Below are 22,829 nucleotides of genomic sequence, written 5' to 3' on the forward strand. Positions count from 1 at the left end.
GCGAAGCCGCCTTGGGCGATCCGACCCGCCGTTATCCAGCGCCCGCACCGCCGGTGCGGACGCATTCCATCCCTTGAAAGGCAGCGCATCCATGGAAAAAGTCGTCTATGTCGTCTGGCGTGATCGCCAGGTCAATCCCGAAGAATTCGCCAGCCGCCTGCGCGGCGAGGTTGCCGAGCAGCTGCTGGCGCTCGGCGCCCGCGGCCTGCAGGTGAACGTCGCCGACGCCGCGGTCGAACCCGCCGCCGGCCTGCGCCAGGCCAACCTGCAGCCGTTGATGGACGGCAGCGTGTCGCTGTGGCTGGACAGCGCCATCGCCCAGTTCCGCCGCCCGTTCGACGAGGCCATCGCCAAGGCGGTCGAGCGCCTGGCCGCCTACCTGGTCACCGAGTCGGTGCCGATCCGCAACACCCGCTTCCCGGCCGTCCCCGGCGAGCGCACCCACGGCTTCGCCCAGCTGGCCTTCCTCAGCCGCCCGCCGCGCCTCACCCACGAGGCCTGGCTGGACATCTGGCACAACCGCCATACCCAGGTGGCGATCGACACCCAGGACAACTTCCAGTACGCGCAGAACGTGGTGGTACGGCCGCTGACCCGCGGCGCCCCGGCCATCGACGCCATCGTTGAGGAGTGCTTCCCGCCGGCGGCGATGAGCGACCCGCTGAGCTTCTTCGACGCCCCGGGCGACGAGGAGAAGTTCCGCCGCAACCTGGCGGCGATGATGGAGAGCTGCAAGCGCTTCATCGACTACGACAAGATCGACGTGCTGCCGACCAGCCAGTACCTGATCGCCAGGCCCAGCGGCGCCTGAGCCGCGCTCCAGGCGGGCCAACGCAACCCGGAGTCCGCCGCTGGCGGGCTCCGGGTTTGTTTTTTGGCGTGCGCCTTCGATTGTGGCGAGCACTCCCGCCCGGTCGGCGCGAAGCGGGTCTTCAGTACCGGGACGCAGTGGGGCATGCACTCCGGGTCAGGTTCATCGTGCTCAAGTACATGGCATGCAAAGCCGATAGGTTTTGCAAGAATTTGGCTCGACGTCGGCACTGACAGCTGCCGCAGCCACAAGAGCAGGCACAGGGTGGTGATATACCTTGTGTCATCGCGCGCTGCCGAGTTATACGAAACCAGGCCGCTACACTGGCATGTTGAGCGCTGTATAGGTGATCTCACCTGTCGCGCCGCACATTGATCGATCAAGAATCCCTTCTTATTGATAGGGGATATATTTCCAGAGGGTTTCGGATGTATTTGTCAAGTTTTTTCGCGGATGCTGACGATGATCTCATCGGATGTATCCGCTGCAGGGATGCCAGGCCGCTCGGCCTTGAATTGAAGATGGCTTTTCAGCCGATCGTCGATGTCGAGCAGCGCAATGTATTCGCCTACGAGGCGCTCGTGCGCGGGGCCGATGGTGCCTCTGCGGCACAGGTGCTGGGCGCGGTGAAGCCCGAGGAGATGTACTCCTTCGATCAGACCTGCCGTGTGCTGGCGATTGAAACCGCTCAGCGTCTCGGTATGGAGACCTATCTGTCGATCAATTTCCTGCCCAACGCGGTATATGAGCCGGCCAGTTGCATTCGCCTGACGCTGGCCGCCGCGCGGAAAGTCGGTTTTTCGCCAGACCGGCTGATTTTCGAGTTAACGGAGTCGGAAAAGATCCGTAATCCCGAGCATGCCTTGAAGATCATCAAGGACTATCGGCAACGTGGCTTCCTGACGGCGATCGACGATTTTGGTGCCGGTTATTCGGGCTTGAATCTTCTGGCCGAGTTCCAGCCCCATATCGTGAAGTTGGATATGGCGCTGACGCGGGATATCGACCGCGATGCCGTGAGGCGGGCGATAGTCGCGGGAGTGATCGGCACCTGCAATGCGCTCGGCTGCAAGATCATTGCCGAAGGGATCGAGCGGGCCGAAGAACTCTACACCTTGAGGGAAATGGGCGTTTCGCTGTTCCAGGGCTACTTGCTGGCGCGCCCGGGCCTGGAGTCGCTCCCCGAGCCCGACATGCGTTATTGCTGATCGCTCGGCTGCAAACGGGGCCCCGAGCAGCCGCGAGCTGCACGGGGCGCCAGGTTTTGTGTTTCTCCCCAAGCCCTGAAGCGTCTGGCGCCCGAGCCACGGCGCCAAATGGGATTAGTCTCCCCAGACGATGTAGCCCCTCCCACCCGTTGCAACAATCGAATCCAGTCGATTGCGCGCTCGATCCGCGCTGATCCAGCAACGGGAGAACAACAATGAAACGAGTCGAAGGCAAGGTGTGCATCGTGACCGGCGCCGCCAGTGGCATCGGTCTGGAGGACGCCAGATTGCTGGCCCGCGAAGGGGCCAGGGTGGTGCTCACCGACCTCAACGAGGAGGCCGGCCAGCGCGCGGCCGCCGAGATCGGCGGCGACGCCCTGTTCATCCGTCACGACATCGCCAGCGAGGCGGACTGGCAGCGGGTGATCGACACCACCCTGGAAACCTTCGGCCGCCTCGACGTGCTGGTCAACAACGCCGCCATCCTCGCCGTCGGCACCATCGAGGACACCTCGCTGGAGCTGTTCCAGAAGGTGCAAGGCATCAACAGCGCCGGCTACTTCCTCGGCTGCAAGTACGCGGTGCTGGCGATGAAGGAAACCGGCGGCGGCTCGATCGTCAACATGTCGTCGATGGCGGCGCTGGGCGGCATGCCGGCGTTCTGCGCCTACTCGGCGTCCAAGGGCGCGGTGGCGGCGATGACCCGCTCGATCGCCCTGCACTGCAAGCAGCAGGGCTACCGCATCCGCTGCAACAGCGTGCATCCGGACGGCGTCAACACGCCGATGACCAGCGCCCTGCACGGCGGCCAGCCGATTCCCCAGGCAGAGCTGGAGAAAGACCCGAAGAACCGCATGTGCGCGCCGCTGGACATCGCCAACGTGGTGCTGTTCCTCGCCTCGGACGAGTCGCGCTTCATCAACGGCGCGGAGATCCGCGTCGACAATGCCCAGCTGATCGGTGGTTCCGCCTGATTCGGCGCAGCGACTGCAAACCCAGTGCGTGCTGACAGGTCTGTCGCTCTGTCACCCTTTCCCCGGCCGCTGGCCGGGTTTTTTTGCTTTCCGCCAGGCTCGCCCGGTGAGGGCGTTGCCCGCCACGAGGGAATCCCATGCAGGCTGCCGCTGACTTCGAACGCCCGCTCGCGCCATTCGCGGCCACCGGCGTCGCCGCGCTGCCCGAGCTGATCGGCCTGGTCTACGAGGGGCTGAACGAAGCCCGGCCCTGGGCGGCGCTGGCCGAACGCCTGCGCCAGGTGCTGGCGGCGCGGAATGTCACGGTCACCCTGCTGCACGCCGAGGACCGGCCGACCGACATCCAGGTGATGGCGCTCGAGGAGGGCGACGACACCGACTGGCTGCAGGCGGAGCGGGTCTACCGCGAGCGTTTCGCGCATATCGAGATGGTCGACCCGAAGTCGCTGCTGCCGGGCGAAATCATCGTCTTCGGCCCCGGGGACGTGGAGGCCGAGTGCGCGGCGCACATGGTCTCCCTGAATCTCGCCAGCTGCCTGCGCACCTGCTTCGCCGAGCCCGGCGGCATGCGCTGCTGGATCGACGCGATCCGCGGAAGGAGCGAGCCGGAGCAGCCCTTTGCGGCCGGCGAGCTGGCGCTGATCCGGGCGCTGCTACCCCATCTCACCCGCGCCCTCGGCCTCTACGCCCGGCACAAGCGCCAGGAGGCGGAACGGGCGATCTACGAGGGCTGCCTGGATCATCTGCTGCTCGGCTGCCTGCTGCTCGATGGCGATGGCCGGCTGCTCTGCGCGAACCGGGCCGCCCGGGCCATCGTCGACAGGCACCGCGGCATCGAGCTGAGCCACGGGCGGCTGCAGCTGCAGGACCGCGCGGCCCAGCAGGCGCTGGAGCGGGCGATAGCCCAGGCCGTCGCGGCCGGCGCGCGCGAGGGCGGGCAGTGTCGCGGCGAACTGGTGCGCCTGCCGGCCCGCGACGGCGTGCTGCTGGGCATGCTGGCGACCCCGGCGCCGCTGCTGGACTACTACTACCAGGGCCGGCACGTGCCGAGCGCGATCATCTACCTCTCGGAGCTGACCGAGAGCCTGGCCATGCGGCCGCTCGCCGGCGGCTCCGCGGCGGAGCCGATTGCCCGGCTGCTCGACCTGACCCGCCAGGAAGCCCGGCTGGCCGCGTTGCTGGCCGGCGGGCAGAGCATCAGCGAGGCGGCCGCGCAGATGGGCATCGCGGTGACCGCCGCGCGCAACTACTCGAAGAACATCTACGCCAAGCTCGGCATCAAGGGCCAGACCGACCTGGTGCGCATCCTGTTCAAGAGCTTCGCCCTGCTGCGCTGAGCCGCGCTGCCGGCAGTACCAGCTGGTACTGGAGCGCCGCTTCCCCTCCTCACTAGCATCGAAACCGCTGCGCCAGGCCGTGCCGGGCGCAGTCCGCAGTGTGTGCTGCGCAGCGAATTCGAGGAGGCGGCAGTGAGCTGGAGAGGGTATCGAAGTGCGGCGGTGGGGCAGGTGGCGGTGTTTCCGGCCGCGGACGCCTACGAGTCGGGGGTAGTGCCGATCCGCTTCAGCGGCTGGCCGCTGCCGGGGGAAATGCCGGCCTATCCGGCCCTGGATCGGGACATCGAGGCCGACGTGGTGGTGGTTGGCGCCGGGCTGGCCGGCGCTGCGCTGGCCCTGCGCCTGGCCGAGCAGGGCGTCGCCGTCGTGGTGCTGGAGGCCGAGCAGCCGGGCAGCGGCGCCTCCGGCCGCAACGCCGGGCACGTGCAGCCCTATCTGGGCTCGTTCGAGCCGCTGCGCGCCCATGCCGACGGTGGGCGGCGCTTCATCGACTACTTCGTCGAGCACCGCAATGTGGTCTTCGAGCTGTGCGGCAAGCATGGGCTGCGGGCCGATGCGGCCCGGTGCGGCATGGTCGATGCGGCCAGCCGCCGGCACGCCGCGCTCGCGGCCAAGGTGAAGAAGTGGCAGGCCTTCGGTTACGAGGTGGAGACGGTCGGCGCCGCGCGCCTCAAGGAGCTGCTCGGCACCGACGCCTACAGCCATGGCATCCACTGGCGCGAAGGCGGACGGGTCAATCCGTTCCTGTTCACCAACGGCATGATCGCCGCCGCCGTGGGCCTCGGCGCCCGGGTCTACGGCAACTCCGGCGTGGTGGGCTGCGAGCGCAGCGGCGCGGCCTGGCGGGTGCGCACCGCCGTCGGCAGCGTGCGTACCCAGCAGGTGGTGCTGTGCACCAATGGCCACGTCGGCAACGGCTTCTTCCCTGAGCTGGCGCGTACCCAGTTCCCGCTGGTGGCTTGCGGCCTGGCGACCCGGCCGCTGCCCCAGGCGGCGCTGGAGATCATCAACCCGGCGCGGGTCGCGCTCATGCAGTATCCGGCCGGCCTGTATCCCTTGGTCATCGACGGGCGCAACCGCCTGATCACCGCGACCATCCCGGCCGCCGGCCGCGCGCAGCGGGCGGCGGAGCACTTCGCCTACTTCCTGCGCTACCTGCGGCGCACCTACCCGCAGCTCGGCGGCACGCGCATCGAGCTGGAGTCCTACTGGACGGGGATGACCGCCAATTCGTCCTCGGTCTACGACGCCTGCTACCCGAAGCTGTACCGGGTCGCCGATGGCGTGCTGGCGCTGAACAACTTCGGCTCCTGGGGCAACGTCCTCGGCCCGCTGCTGGGCGTCAACCTGGCCGATGCACTGGTCGGCGGCTGCCTGGCCAGCTGCCTGCTGCCGCTGGAAACCCCGAGGGCCGTGCAGTTTCCCGGCCTGTTCGAAACCAAGATCCGCCGCGTGCTGATCCCGGCGGCGCGCTGGGCCGACAAGTTCAACCTCGTCTGAGCGGGCGCCGCCCGCGCAGCCAATGCCTGGCTGCTGGGCGTTGTAGGGGCGAATTCATTCGCCAAAGCGCTCCGTCAAGGCGAATGAATTCGCCCCTGTGGACCGGGCAATGGGCCTCATGCAATTGCCCTGCGCTCTTGTAGAAGAACAACAACCAGAGAAGAAGGAAACAAGCATGAAAGTCCTCCTATTGGGCTGCGGCAACGTGGGCGCCAACGTGGCGCGCCAGCTGGTGCCGCGCCACCCCGAGCTTGAATGCGTGGTCGGCGACCTCGACCTCGCCGTCGCCGAGCAGCTCGCCGCCGAGCTGGGCCCGCGGGTGCGCGCCGTGGCCGCCGACGTGCGCGACCCCGCCCGCCTCGACGAGCTGCTCGACGGGGTGGACCTGGTGTTCAACGCCGTGGGGCCGTTCTACCGCAGCGCGGTGCCGGTCATCGAGGCGGCGTTGCGGGCGCGGGTCGACTACCTCGACATCAACGACGACCACGACGTGGCCGAGCAGCTGTTCCTCGATCCGTCCTGGCACCAGCGTGCCGTGGACGCGGGCATCAAGCTGGTGATCGGCTGCGGCTCGACGCCGGGGCTGACCAACGTGATGGCCCGGTTGCTCGCCGACCGCCTGGACAGGGTGCGCGAGATCCACCTGGCCACCGCCGTGCCCTTCGTGCCGGGCCTGCTGTCGCCGGCGGTGGTCGACCACATGATGCACATCACCGCCGGCGAGGTGGTGCAGTTCGTCGACGGTGAGTACCGCAAGATGCCGGGCTGGGGTGGCCGGCTGGAGGTGCCCTATGCCGCGCCGTTCAAGGCCTATCCGTCGTTCTTCATCGGCCATGGCGAAACCGTCACCCTGCCGCACTTCATCAGCGGCCTGGAGCAGGTGACCAACCGCATCGCCTTCTTCCCCGAGGCCGGCGCACAGATCTGGCGCTCGTTGATCGACCTGGGGCTGGGCAATCCCGAGGTGATCGAGGGCCTCGGCATCTCGCCGCTGAAGTTCCTCACCCGGCACCTGGCCAGCGAGGCCGGCGCCAGGAGCGTGGGCGTCGACCTCTCCGACGAGCCCTGGGCGGTCGCCTCGCGGGTCGAGGTGGTCGGCGAGCGCGACGGCGCCGAGGTGCGCTGCGTGCTGGAGCACCACCTGGACCTGCCCACCGAACAGGCCGAGGACAGCACCGCCGACCCGACGCCGACCTGCGCGCGCCTGGCCATCGAGGCCTGGCTGGCCGGTGGCGTCACCGGGCAGGGCCTGCTGGCGCCGGAGGTCTGTCTGGACGCCGAGGCCTACGTGCGCGCCTTCGCCGGCGAAACCGGTGGCCGGCTGATCGAGAGCGAAACGGTGCTCAGGCGCGACCGCTACGCCTGAGGGACGTCCCGCCCGCCTGCGTGTCGGGCAGCGACGAATGGAAACGGCCCGCTCCCCATCGGGAGCGGCCTGGTGCACAACAAGAACAAGAGGCAAGCCATGCATATCCCGTTTCGTAGAACCCTGCCGCTGGCGGCGCTGCTGATGCTGGTCGCCCAGGGCGGCTTGGCCAAGGTCTCCGGCGAGGAGGCGCAGAAACTCGGCAAGGAAATGACCTGCTTCGGCGCCGAACAGGCCGGCAACGCCGACGGCTCCATCCCGGCCTTCGCCGGCAAATGGCTGGGCACCCCGCCCGGCATCCGGTTCGCCGGCGTGGGCGCGCGCCACCCCGACCCCTACGCCGGCGAGCAGCCGCTGTTCACCATCACCGCGCAGAACATGGCGCAATACGCCGCGCACCTGTCCGATGGGCAGCAGGCGCTGCTGCGCAAGTATCCGCAGACCTTCGCCATTCCCGTCTACCCCAGCCACCGCGACTTCCGCCTCGACGACCTGCGCTGCGAGATCACCCGCAAGAACGCCCATGTTGCCGAGCTGGAGGACGGCAACATGGGCGTGAAGGCCCTCAAGGGCGGCACGCCGTTCCCGATCCCGCAGAACGGCGACGAACTGCTGCGCAACATGCTGCTGCCGGCCTACGTCCTCGAGGAGGATGCGGTGTACGACCAGGCGGTGGTCTATCCGGACGGCAAGGCGGCCTGGGGCCAGATGCGCTACGAGATCCTCGACAAGACCGGCGGTCCGGAGGATCTCGGTCAGCCGACCACGGGGGTGTTCGCCTACTCGCGGGCAACCGTGCTCAAGCCCGAACGGCAGAAGGGCGAGGCGTCGATGACCTACACCTACTTCAACGAGCTGACCAACCCGCAGACCAGCTGGCAGTACAACCCCGGCGCCCGTCGCGTGCGCCAGTCCCCCGGCTTCGGCTTCGACATGCCGCTGGGGGTCGGCGGTTTCCGCACCATCGACGACGACCGCCTGTTCAACGGCTCGCCCGAGCGCTACGACTGGAAGCTGGTCGGCAAGCGCGAGCTGTACATCCCCTACAACGGCTACCGGCTGGAAGGCGCGGACGTGAAGTACGCCGAGCTGCTCAAGGCCGGCAGCATCGACCCGCGCTTCATGCGCTACGAGCCGCACCGCGTCTGGGTGCTGGAGGCCACCCTCAAGGAAGGCTATCGCCACCGCTACGCCAAGCGCGTGCTGTACATCGAGGAGGACAGCTGGCAGGCGGTGATGGCCGACAACTACGACGCGCGCGGCCAGCTGTGGCGCACCAACTTCATGAACACCTTCTACGCCTACGACGCCCGGGTGTTCCACGCCGGGGTCACGGTCTACCACGACCTGATGTCCGGGGCCTACCTCGCCGACCGCCTGACCAACGAGATCGCGGCGCCGCGGCTCAACGGCGACCGGCTGAAGCCGTTCATGTACACCACCGACATGCTGCGCCAGGCGGGCCGCTGAGCGGACGGCGAAACGGGATTTCCTCACATATGGCTCGGTGACGACGGCATGCCGCCGTCACCGCGACCTGCCGCGCCCCGAAGATCCGCGCGGCAGGCAATCGGGAGACAGAAGATGAAGCATTTTGCAGACAGGGCGATGGTGAACGGCCGGCTGGGGCCATGGCTGCTCGGCGCCTGGTTGCTGCCCCTGGGCGCGCCGGCAGCGGCCGGTTCCTTCGCGCTGGGCGATGAGGTCGGTGCCGACTACACGCTGAACCTCTCCTACGGCGCAGCCTGGCGGCAGCACGATCCGGCACGCGCCCTGGTGGACGGGCCGCTCGACCCGGAGAGCGGCCTGCCGACCACGGTCAACGCCGACGACGGCAACCGCAACTTCAAGGGCGGGGCGATGATCAACAACCGGGTGGCGCTGCTCGGCGAGCTCGACCTGAAGTACCGCAACTACGGCGGCTTCGTGCGCGCCAGCACCTTCTACGACGACGTGTACTATCACGCCAACGACAACGACTCGCCGGCGACCGTCAACAAGCGCGGGACGCACGACCACTTCAGCTCGCAGGCCAGGAACCGCGCCGGCAGCCGCAGCCGCATCCTCGACGCCTATCTGTACGGCAACCTGCAGACCGGCGAGCAGTCGATGCTCAACCTGCGTGCCGGTCGCCAGGTGGTGCAGTGGGGGGAGAGCCTGTTCTTCCCCAACATCGCCGGCGCCCAGTCGCCCGCCGATGCCACCAAGGCCAACGTGCCGGCCGTCGAGGTGAAGGACATCCTGCTGCCGGTCGGCCAGTTGTTCGCCCAGTGGCAGCTCAACCCGGCGTTCGGCCTGGCGGCCTACTACCAGTACGAGTACAAGCCCACCGAGCTGGACCCGGTCGGCAGCTACTTCTCCTACGCCGACATGATCGGCCCGGGCGCCCAGTTCATCCATGCGGCGCCGGGCTTCACGATTCCCATGGGCCCGGACATTGATCCGCGCGACAGCGGTCAGTGGGGGGTGAGCGCCCGCTTCGCGCTCGGCAGCGAGAGCGAGGCGAGCCTCTACTACCTGCGCTACCACGACAAGAACCCCAACGTGGCGCTGAACTTCGACGGCGGCTTCCCGACCTCGTACAGCGTGGTGAATTTCGAGGACATCAAGCTGAGCGGGGCGAGCTTCTCAACCCGCCTGGGTGACGTCAACCTGGCCGGCGAGGTCAGCTACAAGGAAGATGTCCCGGTGCTGGTCGACTCGCTGATCGGCCCGTCCGCCACCCGCGCCGAGGCCACCCAAGCGCAGCTCTCGGCCATCTATCTCCTCGGGCCCATGCCGCTGTCGGACCAAACCACCTTCATCGCCGAGGTCGCCTACCTGCACGTCAACGACGTCGATGCCTTCGAGTTCGCCGGCACGCGCTCCGACCAGCTCACCTACGACCGCAACTCCTGGGCCTACCAGCTGCTGATGACGCCGTCGTGGACCAACGTCATCGACGGCTGGGACCTGAACATGCCGATCTCGTTCGCCCACCAGGCCAGCGGCACCGCCGCGGTGGCCGGCGCCTTCGGCAGCCTGGTCGGCGAGGGTGACAAGCGCGTGAGCCTCGGCCTCAACGGCAAGTACCTCAACAACCTCGAGCTGGGCATCGCCTACAACGGCTTCCTCGGCGACGCCGATCTGGACAAGCGCCCGCTGGCCGACCGCGACTACTTCGCGTTCAGCGCCAAGTACAGCTTCTGAGGTTTGCGGCGCCGCCCTTGCGCGGCGCCGTCCTGTAGGGGCGAATTCATTCGCCCAATATCTCGCTAAGGCGAATGAATTCGCCCCTACAGCGGAATGGCCAGTTGCGGCCCTGCATACCCCGAGATCGTCCGCTCGGACGATTCCGCGCCGCGCCCCGGTCGCCAGACTCGGGGCCATCCTGCCAAGCCGACCACGAGGGAAACGCCATGAACCTGGAAGCCCGCATCGCCCGCCTGGAGGCGCTGGAAGATATCCGGCGGCTCAAGCATCGCTATCTCAACGCCTGCGACCTGAAGGAAGTCGAGGTGATCCGCGACTGCTTCGCCGCGGGGGAGATCCTCATCGACTACGGCCCCATCGGCACCTTCCGCGAGCGCGACAGCTTCGTCGCGGTCTACCGGGAACTGGCCTGCCAGCCGCGGGTGATCGACCTGCACCACGGCGCCAATCCGGAGATCGACCTGCTCGGCGACGACGAGGCGGTTGGCCGCTGGGCGCTGTGCTACTGCAACCTCGACGCCGAGACCGGCGCCACCCGCAAGCTGGGCGGTTTCTACCAGGACCGCTACCGGCGCGTCGACGGCCAGTGGCGCATCGTCGCAACCGCGTTCCGCGGCCACTTCGAGACCAGCGGTGCCAGCCTGGCGCACACGCGCTGAAGATAGGTAAGGAGAGGGCAGGCTAACGGGGATCCATCAGGATCCCCGTTTTGCTTTGGCCGGTTCAGCCGGCGTTGGCGGCGGCCAGGAAGGCCGGGCTTTCCCCGCCGCCATGCACGCAGATGTCCACCCCGCTGACGTAGCTGGCCAGCGGCGAGGCCAGGTACAGGCAGGCGTTGGCGATGTCCTGCGGGCTGGCCATGCGCTGCAGCGGGATGCTGGCCGCGACCCGCGCGACACCCTCGGCATCGCCGTAGTGCAGCTCGGCCTGTTCGGTGAGGGTCAGCCCGGCGGTCACCGCATTCACCCGCACCCGCGGCGCCCACTCCACCGCCAGCGAGCGGGTCAGGTTGAGCAGGCCGGCCTTGGCCGCGCCGTAGGCGGCGGTGCCGGGCGAGGGACGGATGGCGCTGACGCTGCAGATGTTGATGATCGCGCCGCCGCCGGCCTGCGCCCGCATCACCCGGTTGGCCAGCTGGCACAGGTTGAGCGGCGCCAGCAGGTTGAGACGGATGATCGACTCCGAGAAGCGCGGCGAGGCGGTCGCCGCGTCGGCATGCGGGGCGCCGCCGGCGTTGTTGACCAGCACGTCGAGGCGGCCGTGACGCTCGACCACCGCCTCGATCAGGCGCTGGGCCTGCTCGACGTCGCGCACGTCGCAGGGCACGAAGTGCGCCTGGCGGTCGCCATGGGCCGGCAGGCTGTCCGGGACGTTGCGCCCGCAGATCACCACCTCGGCGCCGCGTTCGAGAAAGCTCTGGCTGATGCCGCGGCCCACCCCCTTGCCGCCGCCGGTGACCAGGACCACCTTGCCGCTGAAATCGATCGGATCGTGCATGCCTCACCTCGTTGGCCAGTCGCTGATGCCGCCAAGGCTAGCGGGGCAGGGCGCCGGTGCCTTCGTCCGGGCGGACTCGTCGCCGCGGGTTAGTCTGCTCGGACGATTCCGCCGCCGATACCCCTTCTGACAATGCCTTTTCCGACAACGAGACGGGGAGGGCCGCCATGGGCGCGCTACCGCAAGGGCGATTCGTGACGCTGAACGATGGGCTGCAGCTGCATTACATTGAGGCCGGCTTTCCGGAGGCCGGCTACCCGGAGGCCGGCTCCGGCGAGCCGGTGGTGTTCATCCACGGCAGCGGGCCGGGCGCCAGCGGCCACAGCAACTTCAAGCAGAACTACCCGGTGTTCGCCGCCGCCGGCCACCGGGTGATCGTGCCCGACCTGCCGGGCTACGGCGCCTCGGACAAGCCGGAAACCACCTACGACCTGGACTTCTTCGTCACTGCCCTGAGCGGCCTGCTCGATGCGCTGGACATCCCGCGCTGCGTGCTGGTCGGCAACTCGCTGGGCGGCGCCATCGCCCTCAAGCTGGCGCTGGACCAACCGCAGCGGGTCAGCAGGCTGATCCTCATGGCGCCCGGAGGGCTGATGGAGAAGGAGCAGTACTACCAGCAGATGGAAGGCATCCAGAAGATGGGCGCGGCCTTCGCCAACGGCGAGCTGAACGATGCCGCCGGCATGCGCCGCCTGCTCGGCCTGCAGCTCTACGACGCCAGCGGGATCAGCGACGAGACGGTCGCCGAGCGGGTCGCCGTGGTCCGGCAGCAGCCGCGTTGCGTGCTCTCCACCATGCAGGTGCCGAACCTGGCGCCACGCCTGTCCGAGCTGCAGTGCCCGATCCTCGGTTTCTGGGGGGTGAACGACAAGTTCTGCCCGGCCTCCGGCGCGCAGACCCTGATGGACGCCTGCCGCAACATCCGCTTCGTGTTGCTCAGCGAGTGCGGGCACTGGGTGATGGTCGAGCACCGCGAGCTGTTCAACCGCACCTGCCTGGATTTCCTCGCCGAAGGGCGGCAGTGAGCGAAGCCTGCAGCGCCGGTGGACCGCTCCGCTGGCGCTGCAGGTGTATTCCGGTCTGTAGGGGCGAATTCATTCGCCTGAAAGCCTTGTAGGGTGGGCTTCAGCCCATCAAAAGAGGTCAGCGTGGGCTAAAGCCCATCCTACAAGGCAGCTGGTTGGCTCCGGCCAGTAGGGGCGAATTCATTCGCCTTTGCGGGAATCCCGGCGAATAAATTCGCCCCTACAGCACTCTCAGCCCAGCGCCTGCTGGTTGCGGAAGTAGGGAATCACCTTCTCGCCGATGTTCTTCAGCGTCTCCAGCTGCGCCCACTGCGGCACGGTGCCCATCTGGCAGATGAACAGGATCTCGTCGGCGCCGGCGTCGATCAGGCGCTGCACGTAGCCGATGCAGTCCTCGACGGTGCCGTAGGCGTGGTTGGGGTTCATCATCGCCAGGGTCGGATCGGAGAAGTCCACGGTCACCTCCTCGGAGGCGAAGCGCGACTTGATCACCGCCTGGCCGTTGCCGTCGACGAAGGTGTCGTCCTTCCACTTCTCCGGGTCCGGGCGCTCGCCGCCGGCGTACCAGTAGGCCAGCGACTCCATGAAGTAGCGCTGGCCGCGGATGCCGATGGCGCGCGCCTTCTCGTTGTCGTCGAGAACGATGGCCGGGCACAGCGCCGCGATGTGGCGGTTGGGGCGGAAGCCGACCTGGTTCTTCTCGTTACGGTTGTCCCAGGCCTCGTGGTACACGGCGACCTTCTTGGCAATTTCGTCCGGGCCGCCGAAGCCCAGCACCAGCGCGCCCATGCCGCGGCCGCCGGCGTTCTTCAGCGACTCGGTGTTGGTGCAGGCCAGGTACATCGGCGGGTGCGGGTCCTGGTACGGCTTGGGATGGATCGGCCGCTTGGGGATCTTGATGAAGTCGCCGTGATGCTCGATCTCGTCCTGCACGAACATCTTCGGGATCAGGTACATCGCCTCGTCGATCTGCGGGTGCAGGGTGGTCAGGTCGTAGCCGAAGGTGCCGGCTTCCTGCTGGGTGCCGCCCTTGCCGACGCCGAAGTGCACGCGGCCCTTGGACAAGAGATCGAGGGTGGCGATCCGCTCGGCGACCTTGACCGGATGGTTCATCGCCGGCGGCAGGCACACCACGCCGTGGCCGATGCCGATGCGCTCGGTCTTGCCGGCGACGAAGGCCAGCATGGTTTCCGGCGCGGACATGTGCGAGTAGTTGGTCAGGGCGGTGTGCTCGACGCACCAGAAGGTGTCGAAGCCGAGCTGGTCGGCCAGCACGGCCTGCTCGACGGTCTCGTCGAACACGCGGCGGTCGCCCTCGCGGGTGGCGTCGAGGGTCTGTGCTTCGTAGATCAGGGAGAATTTCATGCGCTATCCCTTGTTGTCATCGGGGTGGTCGGTCCGGCGATACCGGCTCTCGGGCGCATGGTCGGAAATGCAGGAAGGGGCAGATACATCCGATCAGACTAGCCAATTCGGCCCGCCGCCCGGGCCGCGATCGGCCCGTCCGCACGGGGCCCAGAGCGGGCGGGAATCGGCGCCGATGGCACCAATTCTTGCTAGTCCCATGGGACGATGCCGGTGGTTTGACCCAGGTCAAGAATCGGCCCGACACAACCCATGAGGAGGGCCGAACCATGAGCCAGACCGACCTGAAATCCCAGATGCTCCAGGCCATGCGTCGCCTGGCCAAGTCGGTGACCATCATCACCACCAGCAACGGCCAAGAGCGCTTCGCCATGGCCGCCACGGCGGTCGACTCGCTGTCCACCGAGCCGCCGTCGCTGCTGATCTGCGTGAACCAGAGCGCCTCGCTGCACGCCGTGCTGGAGGAGGGCGCCGACTTCTGCGTGAACATTCTTGGCCATCATCAGGAATACCTGTCGCACCTGTGCAGCGGCCCGATCAAGGGCGAGGGGCGCTTCCAGCAGGGCCACTGGCAGACCAGCGCTGCGGGAACCCCTTGGCTGGCCGATGCCCAGGCGGCGATCCTCTGCAAACAGGACGGCAAGTTCCGCTACGGCACTCACACGGTGTTCATCGGCCGCATCGAGCAGATCCATCACCACGGCGAGATCAGCCCGCTGGTCTACGTGGACGGCAGCTACACCACCACCGCGGCGAGCCTGCCGCTGGCCGCGGCCAGCTGAGCCCACCCAATCCCGGAGCGGGACGCCGCCTGCGCGGCGCGCTGTGTGGGCCGTCCCGCCCGATCCGAGGAATTCCCATGAGACTTGCTGACAAGGTCGCGCTGGTCACCGGCGCCGGCTCGGGGATCGGCCGCGCCACCGCCGAGCTGTTCGCCGCCGAGGGCGCCCGCGTGGTGCTGGCGGACATCGACGAGGCGGCGGCGCACCGCGTGCTGGAGGGCCTGCCGGCCGGCAACGGCGGCCTGGCCTGGGGCTGCGACATCGCCGACGGCGCCGCGGTGGAGCGCTTGTTCGCCGCGGTCGAGCAGCGTTACGGCCGCATTGATGTGCTGGTCAACAACGCCGGCGTCGGCCAGGTGCCCGGCGACGGCTTCGAGCGCTACCAGCAGCGCATGACCCTGCGCAACGCGCAGCTGGCGGCCGGCCGGACGCCGGACGTGTTCACCGACATGATCGTCGACCTCACCGCCGCCGGCTGGCAGCGTCTGCTCGCCATCAACGTCAACGGCGCCTTCTACTGCAGCCGCGCGGCGGTGCGCCTGATGATCGCCAGCGGCCGGCAGGGCTCGATCGTCAACGTCGCCAGCTTGTCGGCGCTGAGCGGCGAGGGGCCGCTGGCCTACTGCACGGCCAAGGCCGCCATGCTCGGCATGACCAGGTGCCTGGCCCGCGACCTCGGCCCGCGCGGCATCCGGGTCAACGCAGTGTGCCCGGGGCCGACCCGCACGCCGATCATGCAGTCGATCTCCGCCGAGTGGATGCAGGCGCTGGAGCGCGCCATCCCGCTCGGGCACATGCTCGAGCCCGAGGAGATCGCCCGTACCTGCCTGTTCCTCGCCAGCGACGAATCCAGCGCCTTCACCGGCCAGACCCTCGCCGCCAGCGGCGGCATGTTGATGCTTTGACAAGGAGAATGACCATGAGTGTGAGCATGCAGGACAAGGTGGCGCTGATCAGCGGCGCCGGCACCGGCATCGGCGCGGCCGCCGCGCAACTGTTCGCCGCCCAGGGCGCGAAAGTGATGCTCTGCGGGCGCCGCCAGGCGCCGCTGGAGGCCGTGGTGGAGCGGATCCGCGCGGCCGGCGGCGAGGCCGACTGGGTGCAGGCCGACGTCACCGACGAAGCGGCCATCGACCGCGCGGTGGCGCGTACCGTCGAGCGCTTCGGCCAGCTCGACGTGATGGTCAACAACGCCGTCAACTACACCTGGGGCCCGCTGGCCCAGCTCAGCACCGAGGACTGGCAGCGCAGCCTGCGCGGCAGCCTCGATGTGGCCTTCTTCGGCACCCGCGCGGCGTTCCGCGCCATGGCGGGGCGCGGCGGCTCGATCGTCAACCTCGGCTCGGTGGTCGGCCTGCTGGGCAGCCCCGGGTTGTCCGCCTATGGCGCGGCCAAGGCCGGCGTGCTCAACTTCAGCCGCGCGGCGGCCCTGGAGGGTGCCGCCGAGAACATCCGGGTCAACGTGGTGATCCCCGGCGTAGTGTGGAGCGAGGGCACCCGCGAGGCGCTGCGCAGCGAGCAGATGATCGCCGGCACCGCCCGCAGCGTGCCGCTGCGGCGTATCGGCGAGCCGATCGAGGTGGCCAACGCCATCCTGTTCCTCGCCTCGGACGCCTCTTCCTATATCACCGGGCAGAGGCTGGTGGTCGACGGCGGCAAGACCTGCGAGCTGAACGTCGGCGCCACCGACTACACCTCGCAGACCTCCAGCGAACTCAGAGGAGAATAAGAAATGCACAATCTGTTGAACTCGCCGGCCAGCCCGGTACTGGTCACCGGCGGCGCTTCCGGCATCGGTGAGGCCTGCGCCGAGGCCCTGGCCGCGGTGGGGCGCCCGGTGATCATCTGGGACCTGCAGGAAGAGAAAGCGCAGGCCGTCGCCGCGCGCCTGGCCGAGCAGTACGCGGTGGCCTGCCTGGGTATCGGCATTGACCTGTGCGACGCCGAGGCCATCGCCCCGGCCTTGGCGCGCACCCGCGCCGAGCTGGGCGCGCCGGGCGGCCTGGTGCACGCCGCCGGGGTGGTCGACCAGAGCGGCCTGGAAGGGCTCACTGCCGCACGCTGGGACGCCGTGCTGAACGTCAACCTGCGCGCCATGGCCCTGCTGGTGCAGGCCATGCTGCCGGATCTGCGTTCCCATCGCGGTTCGTCGGTGGTCGGCATCGCCTCGATCAACGCCACCCTGGGCAACGGCCTGATCCCGTCCTACAGCGCCTCCAAGGGCGGCATGCTGTCGATGGTGCGCTCGATGGCCGACGCCCTGGGCGCCGATGGCATCCGCGTCAACTCGGTGTCGCCGGGGCAGATCCTCACGCCGATGGTCGCGCCCATCGCCGCAGCCCATCCGGGCATGTTCGAGCGGCGCATCCTGCTCGGCCGCCTCGGTCAGCCCGAGGAACTGGGCCGGGTGGTGCGCTTCCTGCTCTCCGACGAGGCCAGCTACATCAACGCCGCGGAGATCGTGGTGGACGGCGGCAACATCTCCTCGCAGCGCTGACCGGCTGAAGCACAACGCCCGCCCTGAAGATCAGGGCGGGCGTTGTGCTTTGTGGCTCCGTCAGATCGGACCGTGCGCCTGTAGGGGCGAATTCATTCGCCTGAAGGCGCGTAAGGGCGAATGAATTCGCCCTTACAGCTTTATGCCAGCGCGTTGCGCAGGTCGGTCGCGGCCAGTTCGAGCGCCGCGGCGGCGCCCGCGACCAGCGGGGCGAAGCTGGCGAAGCCGTGGATCATGCCGGACGCCCGCTGCAGGCGCACCGCCACCCCGGCGGCGCGCAGGCGCTCGGCGAAGGCCTCGCCCTCGTCGCGCAGCGGGTCGAACTCGGCGCTGAGCAGGGTGGTCGGCGGCAGCTGCGCCAGGTCCTCGGCGAGCAGCGGCGAGGCCAGCGGCTCCTCGGCCTGCTCCGCGTGCGGCAGGTACTGGGCGCGGAACCACTCCATCATCGCGCGGCTGAGGAAGTAGCCGTCGGCGAAGGCCTCATAGGAGGCGCTGGCGCAGCGCAGGTCGGTGACCGGGTAGAACAGGCACTGGTAGGCGATGCGCGGGCCGCCCTGCTGCGCGGCCTGGCGGCAGGCGGCGATGGCCAGGTTGCCGCCGGCGCTGTCGCCGGCCACGGCCAGGCGACTGGTGTCGAGCTGCAGCTCGGCACCGCGCCCGGCCAGATCGCGCAGGGCGTGGAAGGCGTCCAGCGCGGCGGCCGGATAGCGCGCCTCGGGCGCGCGCCGGTAGTCCACCGACACCACCGCCGCGCCGCTGAGCAGGGCCAGGCGGCGGCACAGCTCGTCGTGGCTGTCGAGGTCGCAGAGCACGAAGCCGCCGCCGTGGAAGAACACCAGCAGCGGCAGGCCGGCCTGCGCCTGCGGCCGGTACAGGCGCGCCGCCAGCGGCCCGGCGGCGCCGGCGACGCTCAGTTCGCGCACCTCGGCCAAGGGCGTCGGAACGCACAGCGGCGGCATGGCGCTGGCCTGGCGCAGGGTCGCGGCGTCCAGATGGGCGAAGTCGGGGGCCGGCTGGGCGGTCATCTGCGCGAGCAGGGCGGCGATCTGCGGATCAAGCGACATGGGCGTCTCCTTGTGGGTCGAAGGGGGCGAACTGCGGGTTGCGTTCCTCCAGCACCGACTCCAGGCGGGCGCGCAGCGCCGGCTTGAAGCCCTTGTGCGGCAGGATCCAGAAGCGTTTCTCGGCGATGGCGGCGAACACCAGCTCGGCCAGCTCGCTCGGGCTCATGCCCTGGCGGATCTGCCCGTCGAGCAGGCGGTTCAGTTCGCTGGTGGCGCCCCGGCCCTGGTCGGAGGTCATGATCTCGCTGGCCACCGGCCCCGGGCACAGCACCGAGACGCCGACCGGCGCGTTCAGCGCGGTCAGCTCGTAGTGCAGGCTCTCGGAGAGGGCCACCACCGCCTGCTTGCTGACGTTGTAGGCGGCCATGAACGGGCTGTTGAGCAGCCCGGCGAGAGAGGCGGTGTTGACCACGTGGGCCGGCCGGCCTTGGGCCAGCAGCAGCGGCAGGAAGGCGCGGACGCCGTTGATCACCCCGCCCAGGTTGACCGCCAGGGCGCGCTGCCACTGCTCATCGCCGAGTTCCCAGCAGCTGCCGGTCTGCATCACCCCGGCGTTGTTGAACAGCAGGTCGACCGCGCCGAAGCGCGCCACGGCGGCGTCGCGCAGGCGCTCCAGTTGCGCGGCATCGGCCACGTCGGTGACCTGGGTGAGCACCTGCACGCCCTGCTCGCGCAGGCGCGATGCGAGGCGCTCGAGGGCCTCGCCATCGCGGTCTGCGAGGACCAGGTGCAGTCGCTCGGGGATGGCCCGTTCGGCCAGGCCGCGGCCGATGCCGCTGGCCGCGCCGGTGATCACCGCGACGCGGTGCTGGGGTGGGTGCATGGCTGTACGCTCCTCGCTGGTCTGCCGGATGCCCGCCGTTATTTCAGGCGGGCAGGGGCGTCGCTACGTCCGAGCGGACTAAGGCAAAAGCGTGGGACGGGGGGAGAATGGGGGGCGCGGGTATCCTGCTCCAGCCGGGGCAGGACCATCGCTCGAACGTGCAGGAGTGGATTCGTGCACGACCCGCCACGGTACCGCCCGGAATGCGTCAGGAGGGCGGGCGACGGACTGCCCGGCCATGTCGTTGCTCCAGTTCAGAAGGCCGTAATATGCTGCAGATCGTCCAGAACAATTACAAAGTGCCACCCATCATGACTGCTTCTCTCACTCTGGAACGCCTCGGCGACATGCTCGGGCACCTCTATCAGGGCCCGCTGGAGTCCGTGCCCTGGAACACCTTTCTGGACGAGCTCAAGGACCTGCTGGCCTCCAGGTACGCCACCTTCATCCTGCGTCCGCCGAGCCAGCACGTGGACGGCCTGAGCATCTCCACCGCGGGGGCCTCGGAGGAGGTCACCAGCTCCTACCACCAGCACTTCTATCGCCTCGACCCCTTCGTCGACCTGCCGAACCGCCAGGTGGTCTCGCTCACCGAGTTCGTCGCCCTGAACGACTGGCTGAACTCGGACTTCTACAAGAGCTTCATGGAGCCGACCGACGTGTTCCATGTGCTTGGCGCCGACATCAACACCGCCGACGGCGCCCAGTGCCGCATCCGCATCAGCCGCGGGCGCAGCGATCCGCCGTTCAACCAGGCCGACAAGGACCTGTTGACCCTGTTCCTGCCGCATCTGGAGCGGGCGATGATCCTGCACATGCGCCTGAACCGCATCGAGAGCGAGCGCGACCTGTACGCCGGCGCGGTGGACCAGATGGCCGTCGGCACCATCCTGCTCGATTCGGACGGCAAGGTGCTGCAGATGAACCGGGTCGCCGAGCAGCTGGTGCAGGAGAAGGACGGCGTGAAACTGGTCAGCGACGGGCTGCAGGTCGGCACGCCACGTGACAGCCAGAAGTTCCGCCAGCTGATCAAGCAGGCGCTGCTGTCGCAGAAGAGCGGCAATCCCTCGGTGGTCGAGGCCATGCGCGTGCAGCGTCCCTCCGGTCGCGCCGACTTCGGCATCGTGGTGCGCTCGGTGCCGCCAGGCGAGTGGAGCGGGTCGAAGCAATGCCCCGCCGTAGCCATCTTCATCGGCGACCCGGAGCAGGAGTCGCGGCCGCCGCAGGAGATCGTCCGCGCGCTGTTCGACCTGACCCCCTCGGAAGCGCAGATCTCCCTGCTGCTGGCCAACGGCCTGACCCTGGACGAGGCCTCCGACGAGCTGGGCATCAGCCGCAACACCGCCCGCGCGCACCTGCGCTCGACCTTCTCCAAGACCGGCGTGACCCGGCAGACCATGCTGGTGCGCCTGATCCTGCGCAGCGTCGCCACCCTCGGTTGAGCAACGGTGACCTCCGTGATCCGGGCGGGCGCAGTGCGTGCCGTCTGGATCACGCGGCCTCCGCACCCAGGGCCTGCAGCGGACAGGAGCTATGGGGCCTGGTGGCGAGTCGGGAAAGCACGGCCGATTGCCGTAGTCCGGGGCGCTACTGCGAGTTGTGCTGGCCGGCACGCCTGGCCAGCATATCCAGCCTGTCCACGCCCTTGCCCAGGTACAGGCTGGCACTTCGCGAGACGACCGCCTGATCGCTGGTCTTCAAGCGCTGGCGAATGAAACTGTAGTTCATCCAGACCTCGTTCAGTTCGGGCTTCATATCCGACGCAATCGTCAGCAGGTTCTCCAGCGTGGAGCCGATGCGCTGGTCGATCTTGCCGAAGCCGATATCATCGAACTCCACCGAGTGAATACCGATATTGCTGAAACCCTTGCCCTGATAGAGCAACAGTATGCGGCTCATATCCAGGCTCATCTGATGCAGGCCGGCCACGGTCGGGGATATTTCACCGCGCCTGAGATATGCCGCTTCGGCTGCCTTGTCGAGATCGTTCTGGGCGTGCAGCACGGGGTTGAGTGACGAGGTGTACAGCACGCGGGCATCTTCCGGCTGTCGTTCGAGTTCGCCGATGCTGTTCTTCAGCCCCTGCAGGGACGCAGCGATGCCCGGCTCGCCCGCCACCGCGGCCACCAGCGTGTCGAGCTGCCGCAGACTTTGCCGATAGGCCTCGCGCGCCGCCGGATCGAAGGCGGCCGCCGGGTCCTGGTTGTTGTAGTAGACCAGCAGATTCGCGCACAGCCGGAAGCCGTGAGTTCGAATCTCGTGCAGCGGCTGGGTGACGGCAGACTCGGCTCCTGCCGTGCTGGTCATCAACAGCAAGGCGAGAAGAATGACTCTTTGCATGTCTTGTCCTTTTCGATTGTTGGCCAATCTTTCGGTCGGACGGCGATTCCCCCGCCGTTCGGCGTTTTATCGTTTGCTGGCTGGATAATTGATTGCTGCGCAATTGACCGGTAAGCGCGTAGGGCATTAGAGATCCATGCGCGCGATCTGCCCATAGTCTGTCCGGACGATGCTGGGCGATTGCCCGGGGTAATTCGGTTGCACGCATCATGCATGCACTAGTTCAAGTGAACGATGCTCGCCGATCTTCCTGCGCCATAGGCTTCATGCAACTGCTCGAAATACGTTGGAGGTTGCATGAAAGTCCTGGTCCCCGTGAAACGCGTGGTCGATTACAACGTCAAGGTCCGGGTCAAGGCGGACAATTCCGGCGTCGACCTGGCCAACGTGAAGATGGCCATGAACCCCTTCTGCGAGATCGCCGTGGAAGAAGCGGTGCGCCTCAAGGAAAAGGGCATCGCCACCGAGGTCGTCGTGGTCTCGGTCGGCCCGAATGCTGCCCAGGAGCAACTGCGCACCGCCCTGGCCCTCGGCGCCGACCGCGCCGTGCTGGTCGAGAGCGATGCCGAGCTGGGCTCGCTGGCCGTCGCCAAGCTGCTCAAGGCGGTGGTCGACAAGGAACAGCCGCAGCTGGTGATCACCGGCAAGCAGGCCATCGACAGCGACAACAACCAGACCGGGCAGATGCTCGCCGCGCTGACCGGCTTCGCCCAGGGCACCTTCGCCTCCAAGGTCGAGGTGGCCGGCGACAAGGTCGACGTGACCCGCGAGATCGACGGCGGCCTGCAGACCGTGGCCCTCAAGCTCCCGGCCATCGTCACCACCGACCTGCGCCTCAACGAGCCGCGCTACGCCTCGCTGCCCAACATCATGAAGGCCAAGAAGAAGCCGCTGGAGACCGTCACTCCGGACGCCCTCGGTGTGTCCACCGCCTCCAGCGTCAAGGTGCTCAAGGTCGAGGCCCCGGCCGCGCGCAGCGCCGGGATCAAGGTCAAGTCGGTGGCCGAGCTGGTCGAGAAACTGCAGAACGAAGCGAAGGTGATCTGAG

The 22,829-nt window shown here is 68.2% G+C and carries 21 protein-coding genes; 16 read left to right on the forward strand and 5 right to left on the reverse strand.

Annotated elements, in window-relative coordinates; translation table 11 throughout:
- The first annotated feature begins 91 nt into the window (after positions 1-91).
- The 9 genes from BLT78_RS05060 to BLT78_RS05100 all read left to right on the forward strand — a co-directional run bounded on the left by BLT78_RS05060 (position 92) and on the right by BLT78_RS05100 (position 11,047).
- Positions 92-811, forward strand: a complete 720-nt coding sequence (locus BLT78_RS05060) for an EthD domain-containing protein (protein ID WP_090347919.1) — start codon at positions 92-94, stop codon at positions 809-811.
- A gap of 428 nt (positions 812-1,239) precedes the next feature.
- Positions 1,240-2,019 (forward strand): EAL domain-containing protein, encoded by a 780-nt coding sequence (locus tag BLT78_RS05065; protein WP_197673140.1) that lies wholly within the window; start codon positions 1,240-1,242, stop codon positions 2,017-2,019.
- A gap of 215 nt (positions 2,020-2,234) precedes the next feature.
- Entirely contained in the window at positions 2,235-2,993 is a 759-nt protein-coding gene (locus BLT78_RS05070) for a glucose 1-dehydrogenase (protein ID WP_090347920.1), read from the forward strand.
- Positions 2,994-3,130: 137 nt separating this feature from the next.
- Positions 3,131-4,330, forward strand: coding sequence for a helix-turn-helix transcriptional regulator (locus BLT78_RS05075; protein ID WP_090347921.1), 1,200 nt, complete (start codon positions 3,131-3,133; stop codon positions 4,328-4,330).
- A 132-nt stretch (positions 4,331-4,462) separates the two neighbouring features.
- Entirely contained in the window at positions 4,463-5,830 is a 1,368-nt protein-coding gene (locus BLT78_RS05080) for an NAD(P)/FAD-dependent oxidoreductase (protein WP_197673141.1), read from the forward strand.
- A 175-nt stretch (positions 5,831-6,005) separates the two neighbouring features.
- Positions 6,006-7,196 carry a saccharopine dehydrogenase family protein gene (locus tag BLT78_RS05085; protein ID WP_172830764.1) on the forward strand — a complete coding sequence of 397 codons (1,191 nt, stop codon included), beginning with the start codon at positions 6,006-6,008 and terminating at the stop codon, positions 7,194-7,196.
- Positions 7,197-7,295: 99 nt separating this feature from the next.
- On the forward strand, positions 7,296-8,666 hold the full coding sequence (locus BLT78_RS05090) for a DUF1329 domain-containing protein (protein WP_090347923.1): 1,371 nt from the start codon (positions 7,296-7,298) through the stop codon (positions 8,664-8,666).
- 114 nt (positions 8,667-8,780) lie between these two features.
- On the forward strand, positions 8,781-10,385 hold the full coding sequence (locus BLT78_RS05095) for a DUF1302 domain-containing protein (RefSeq protein ID WP_157719483.1): 1,605 nt from the start codon (positions 8,781-8,783) through the stop codon (positions 10,383-10,385).
- 209 nt (positions 10,386-10,594) lie between these two features.
- The gene (locus BLT78_RS05100; RefSeq protein WP_090347925.1) at positions 10,595-11,047 is read left to right on the forward strand and encodes a nuclear transport factor 2 family protein; all 453 of its coding nucleotides are present in this window, start codon (positions 10,595-10,597) and stop codon (positions 11,045-11,047) included.
- 64 nt (positions 11,048-11,111) lie between these two features.
- Here the strand turns inward: BLT78_RS05100 and BLT78_RS05105 are convergent, their stop codons facing one another.
- The gene (locus BLT78_RS05105) at positions 11,112-11,885 is read right to left on the reverse strand and encodes an SDR family oxidoreductase (protein WP_090347926.1); all 774 of its coding nucleotides are present in this window, start codon (positions 11,883-11,885) and stop codon (positions 11,112-11,114) included.
- Positions 11,886-12,052: 167 nt separating this feature from the next.
- Between BLT78_RS05105 and BLT78_RS05110 the strand changes: the two genes are divergently transcribed.
- Positions 12,053-12,910 carry an alpha/beta fold hydrolase gene (locus BLT78_RS05110; RefSeq protein ID WP_090347927.1) on the forward strand — a complete coding sequence of 286 codons (858 nt, stop codon included), beginning with the start codon at positions 12,053-12,055 and terminating at the stop codon, positions 12,908-12,910.
- A gap of 231 nt (positions 12,911-13,141) precedes the next feature.
- Here the strand turns inward: BLT78_RS05110 and BLT78_RS05115 are convergent, their stop codons facing one another.
- Complete coding sequence (locus tag BLT78_RS05115) at positions 13,142-14,275, reverse strand: LLM class flavin-dependent oxidoreductase (protein ID WP_090347928.1); 1,134 nt, start codon at positions 14,273-14,275, stop codon at positions 13,142-13,144.
- A 269-nt stretch (positions 14,276-14,544) separates the two neighbouring features.
- Here BLT78_RS05115 and BLT78_RS05120 point away from each other — a divergent pair, with 269 nt between their 5' ends.
- The 4 genes from BLT78_RS05120 to BLT78_RS05135 all read left to right on the forward strand — a co-directional run bounded on the left by BLT78_RS05120 (position 14,545) and on the right by BLT78_RS05135 (position 17,554).
- Positions 14,545-15,057 carry a flavin reductase family protein gene (locus BLT78_RS05120; protein ID WP_090347929.1) on the forward strand — a complete coding sequence of 171 codons (513 nt, stop codon included), beginning with the start codon at positions 14,545-14,547 and terminating at the stop codon, positions 15,055-15,057.
- Between the two features lie 77 nt (positions 15,058-15,134).
- Positions 15,135-15,962 (forward strand): SDR family NAD(P)-dependent oxidoreductase, encoded by an 828-nt coding sequence (locus BLT78_RS05125; RefSeq protein WP_090347930.1) that lies wholly within the window; start codon positions 15,135-15,137, stop codon positions 15,960-15,962.
- 14 nt (positions 15,963-15,976) lie between these two features.
- On the forward strand, positions 15,977-16,786 hold the full coding sequence (locus tag BLT78_RS05130) for an SDR family NAD(P)-dependent oxidoreductase (RefSeq protein WP_090347931.1): 810 nt from the start codon (positions 15,977-15,979) through the stop codon (positions 16,784-16,786).
- Between the two features lie 3 nt (positions 16,787-16,789).
- Entirely contained in the window at positions 16,790-17,554 is a 765-nt protein-coding gene (locus BLT78_RS05135; RefSeq protein ID WP_090347932.1) for an SDR family NAD(P)-dependent oxidoreductase, read from the forward strand.
- Positions 17,555-17,694: 140 nt separating this feature from the next.
- Here the strand turns inward: BLT78_RS05135 and BLT78_RS05140 are convergent, their stop codons facing one another.
- The gene (locus BLT78_RS05140) at positions 17,695-18,618 is read right to left on the reverse strand and encodes an alpha/beta hydrolase (RefSeq protein WP_090347933.1); all 924 of its coding nucleotides are present in this window, start codon (positions 18,616-18,618) and stop codon (positions 17,695-17,697) included.
- On the reverse strand, positions 18,608-19,441 hold the full coding sequence (locus BLT78_RS05145; protein ID WP_090347934.1) for an SDR family NAD(P)-dependent oxidoreductase: 834 nt from the start codon (positions 19,439-19,441) through the stop codon (positions 18,608-18,610). The genes BLT78_RS05140 and BLT78_RS05145 overlap by 11 nt, the downstream gene beginning before the upstream one ends.
- Before the next feature lie 311 nt (positions 19,442-19,752).
- On the opposite strand from BLT78_RS05145, the gene BLT78_RS05150 reads away from it, so the two are divergent.
- The gene (locus tag BLT78_RS05150; protein WP_090352152.1) at positions 19,753-20,883 is read left to right on the forward strand and encodes a LuxR C-terminal-related transcriptional regulator; all 1,131 of its coding nucleotides are present in this window, start codon (positions 19,753-19,755) and stop codon (positions 20,881-20,883) included.
- Positions 20,884-21,028: 145 nt separating this feature from the next.
- Here the strand turns inward: BLT78_RS05150 and BLT78_RS05155 are convergent, their stop codons facing one another.
- The gene (locus BLT78_RS05155; protein WP_157719484.1) at positions 21,029-21,781 is read right to left on the reverse strand and encodes a hypothetical protein; all 753 of its coding nucleotides are present in this window, start codon (positions 21,779-21,781) and stop codon (positions 21,029-21,031) included.
- A 297-nt stretch (positions 21,782-22,078) separates the two neighbouring features.
- On the opposite strand from BLT78_RS05155, the gene BLT78_RS05160 reads away from it, so the two are divergent.
- On the forward strand, positions 22,079-22,828 hold the full coding sequence (locus BLT78_RS05160) for an electron transfer flavoprotein subunit beta/FixA family protein (protein ID WP_090347936.1): 750 nt from the start codon (positions 22,079-22,081) through the stop codon (positions 22,826-22,828).
- Position 22,829 lies beyond the last annotated feature (1 nt).

Origin of the sequence: Pseudomonas oryzae, from assembly GCF_900104805.1 — a bacterium.
In the GTDB taxonomy this organism is placed as follows: Bacteria; Pseudomonadota; Gammaproteobacteria; order Pseudomonadales; family Pseudomonadaceae; genus Geopseudomonas; species Geopseudomonas oryzae.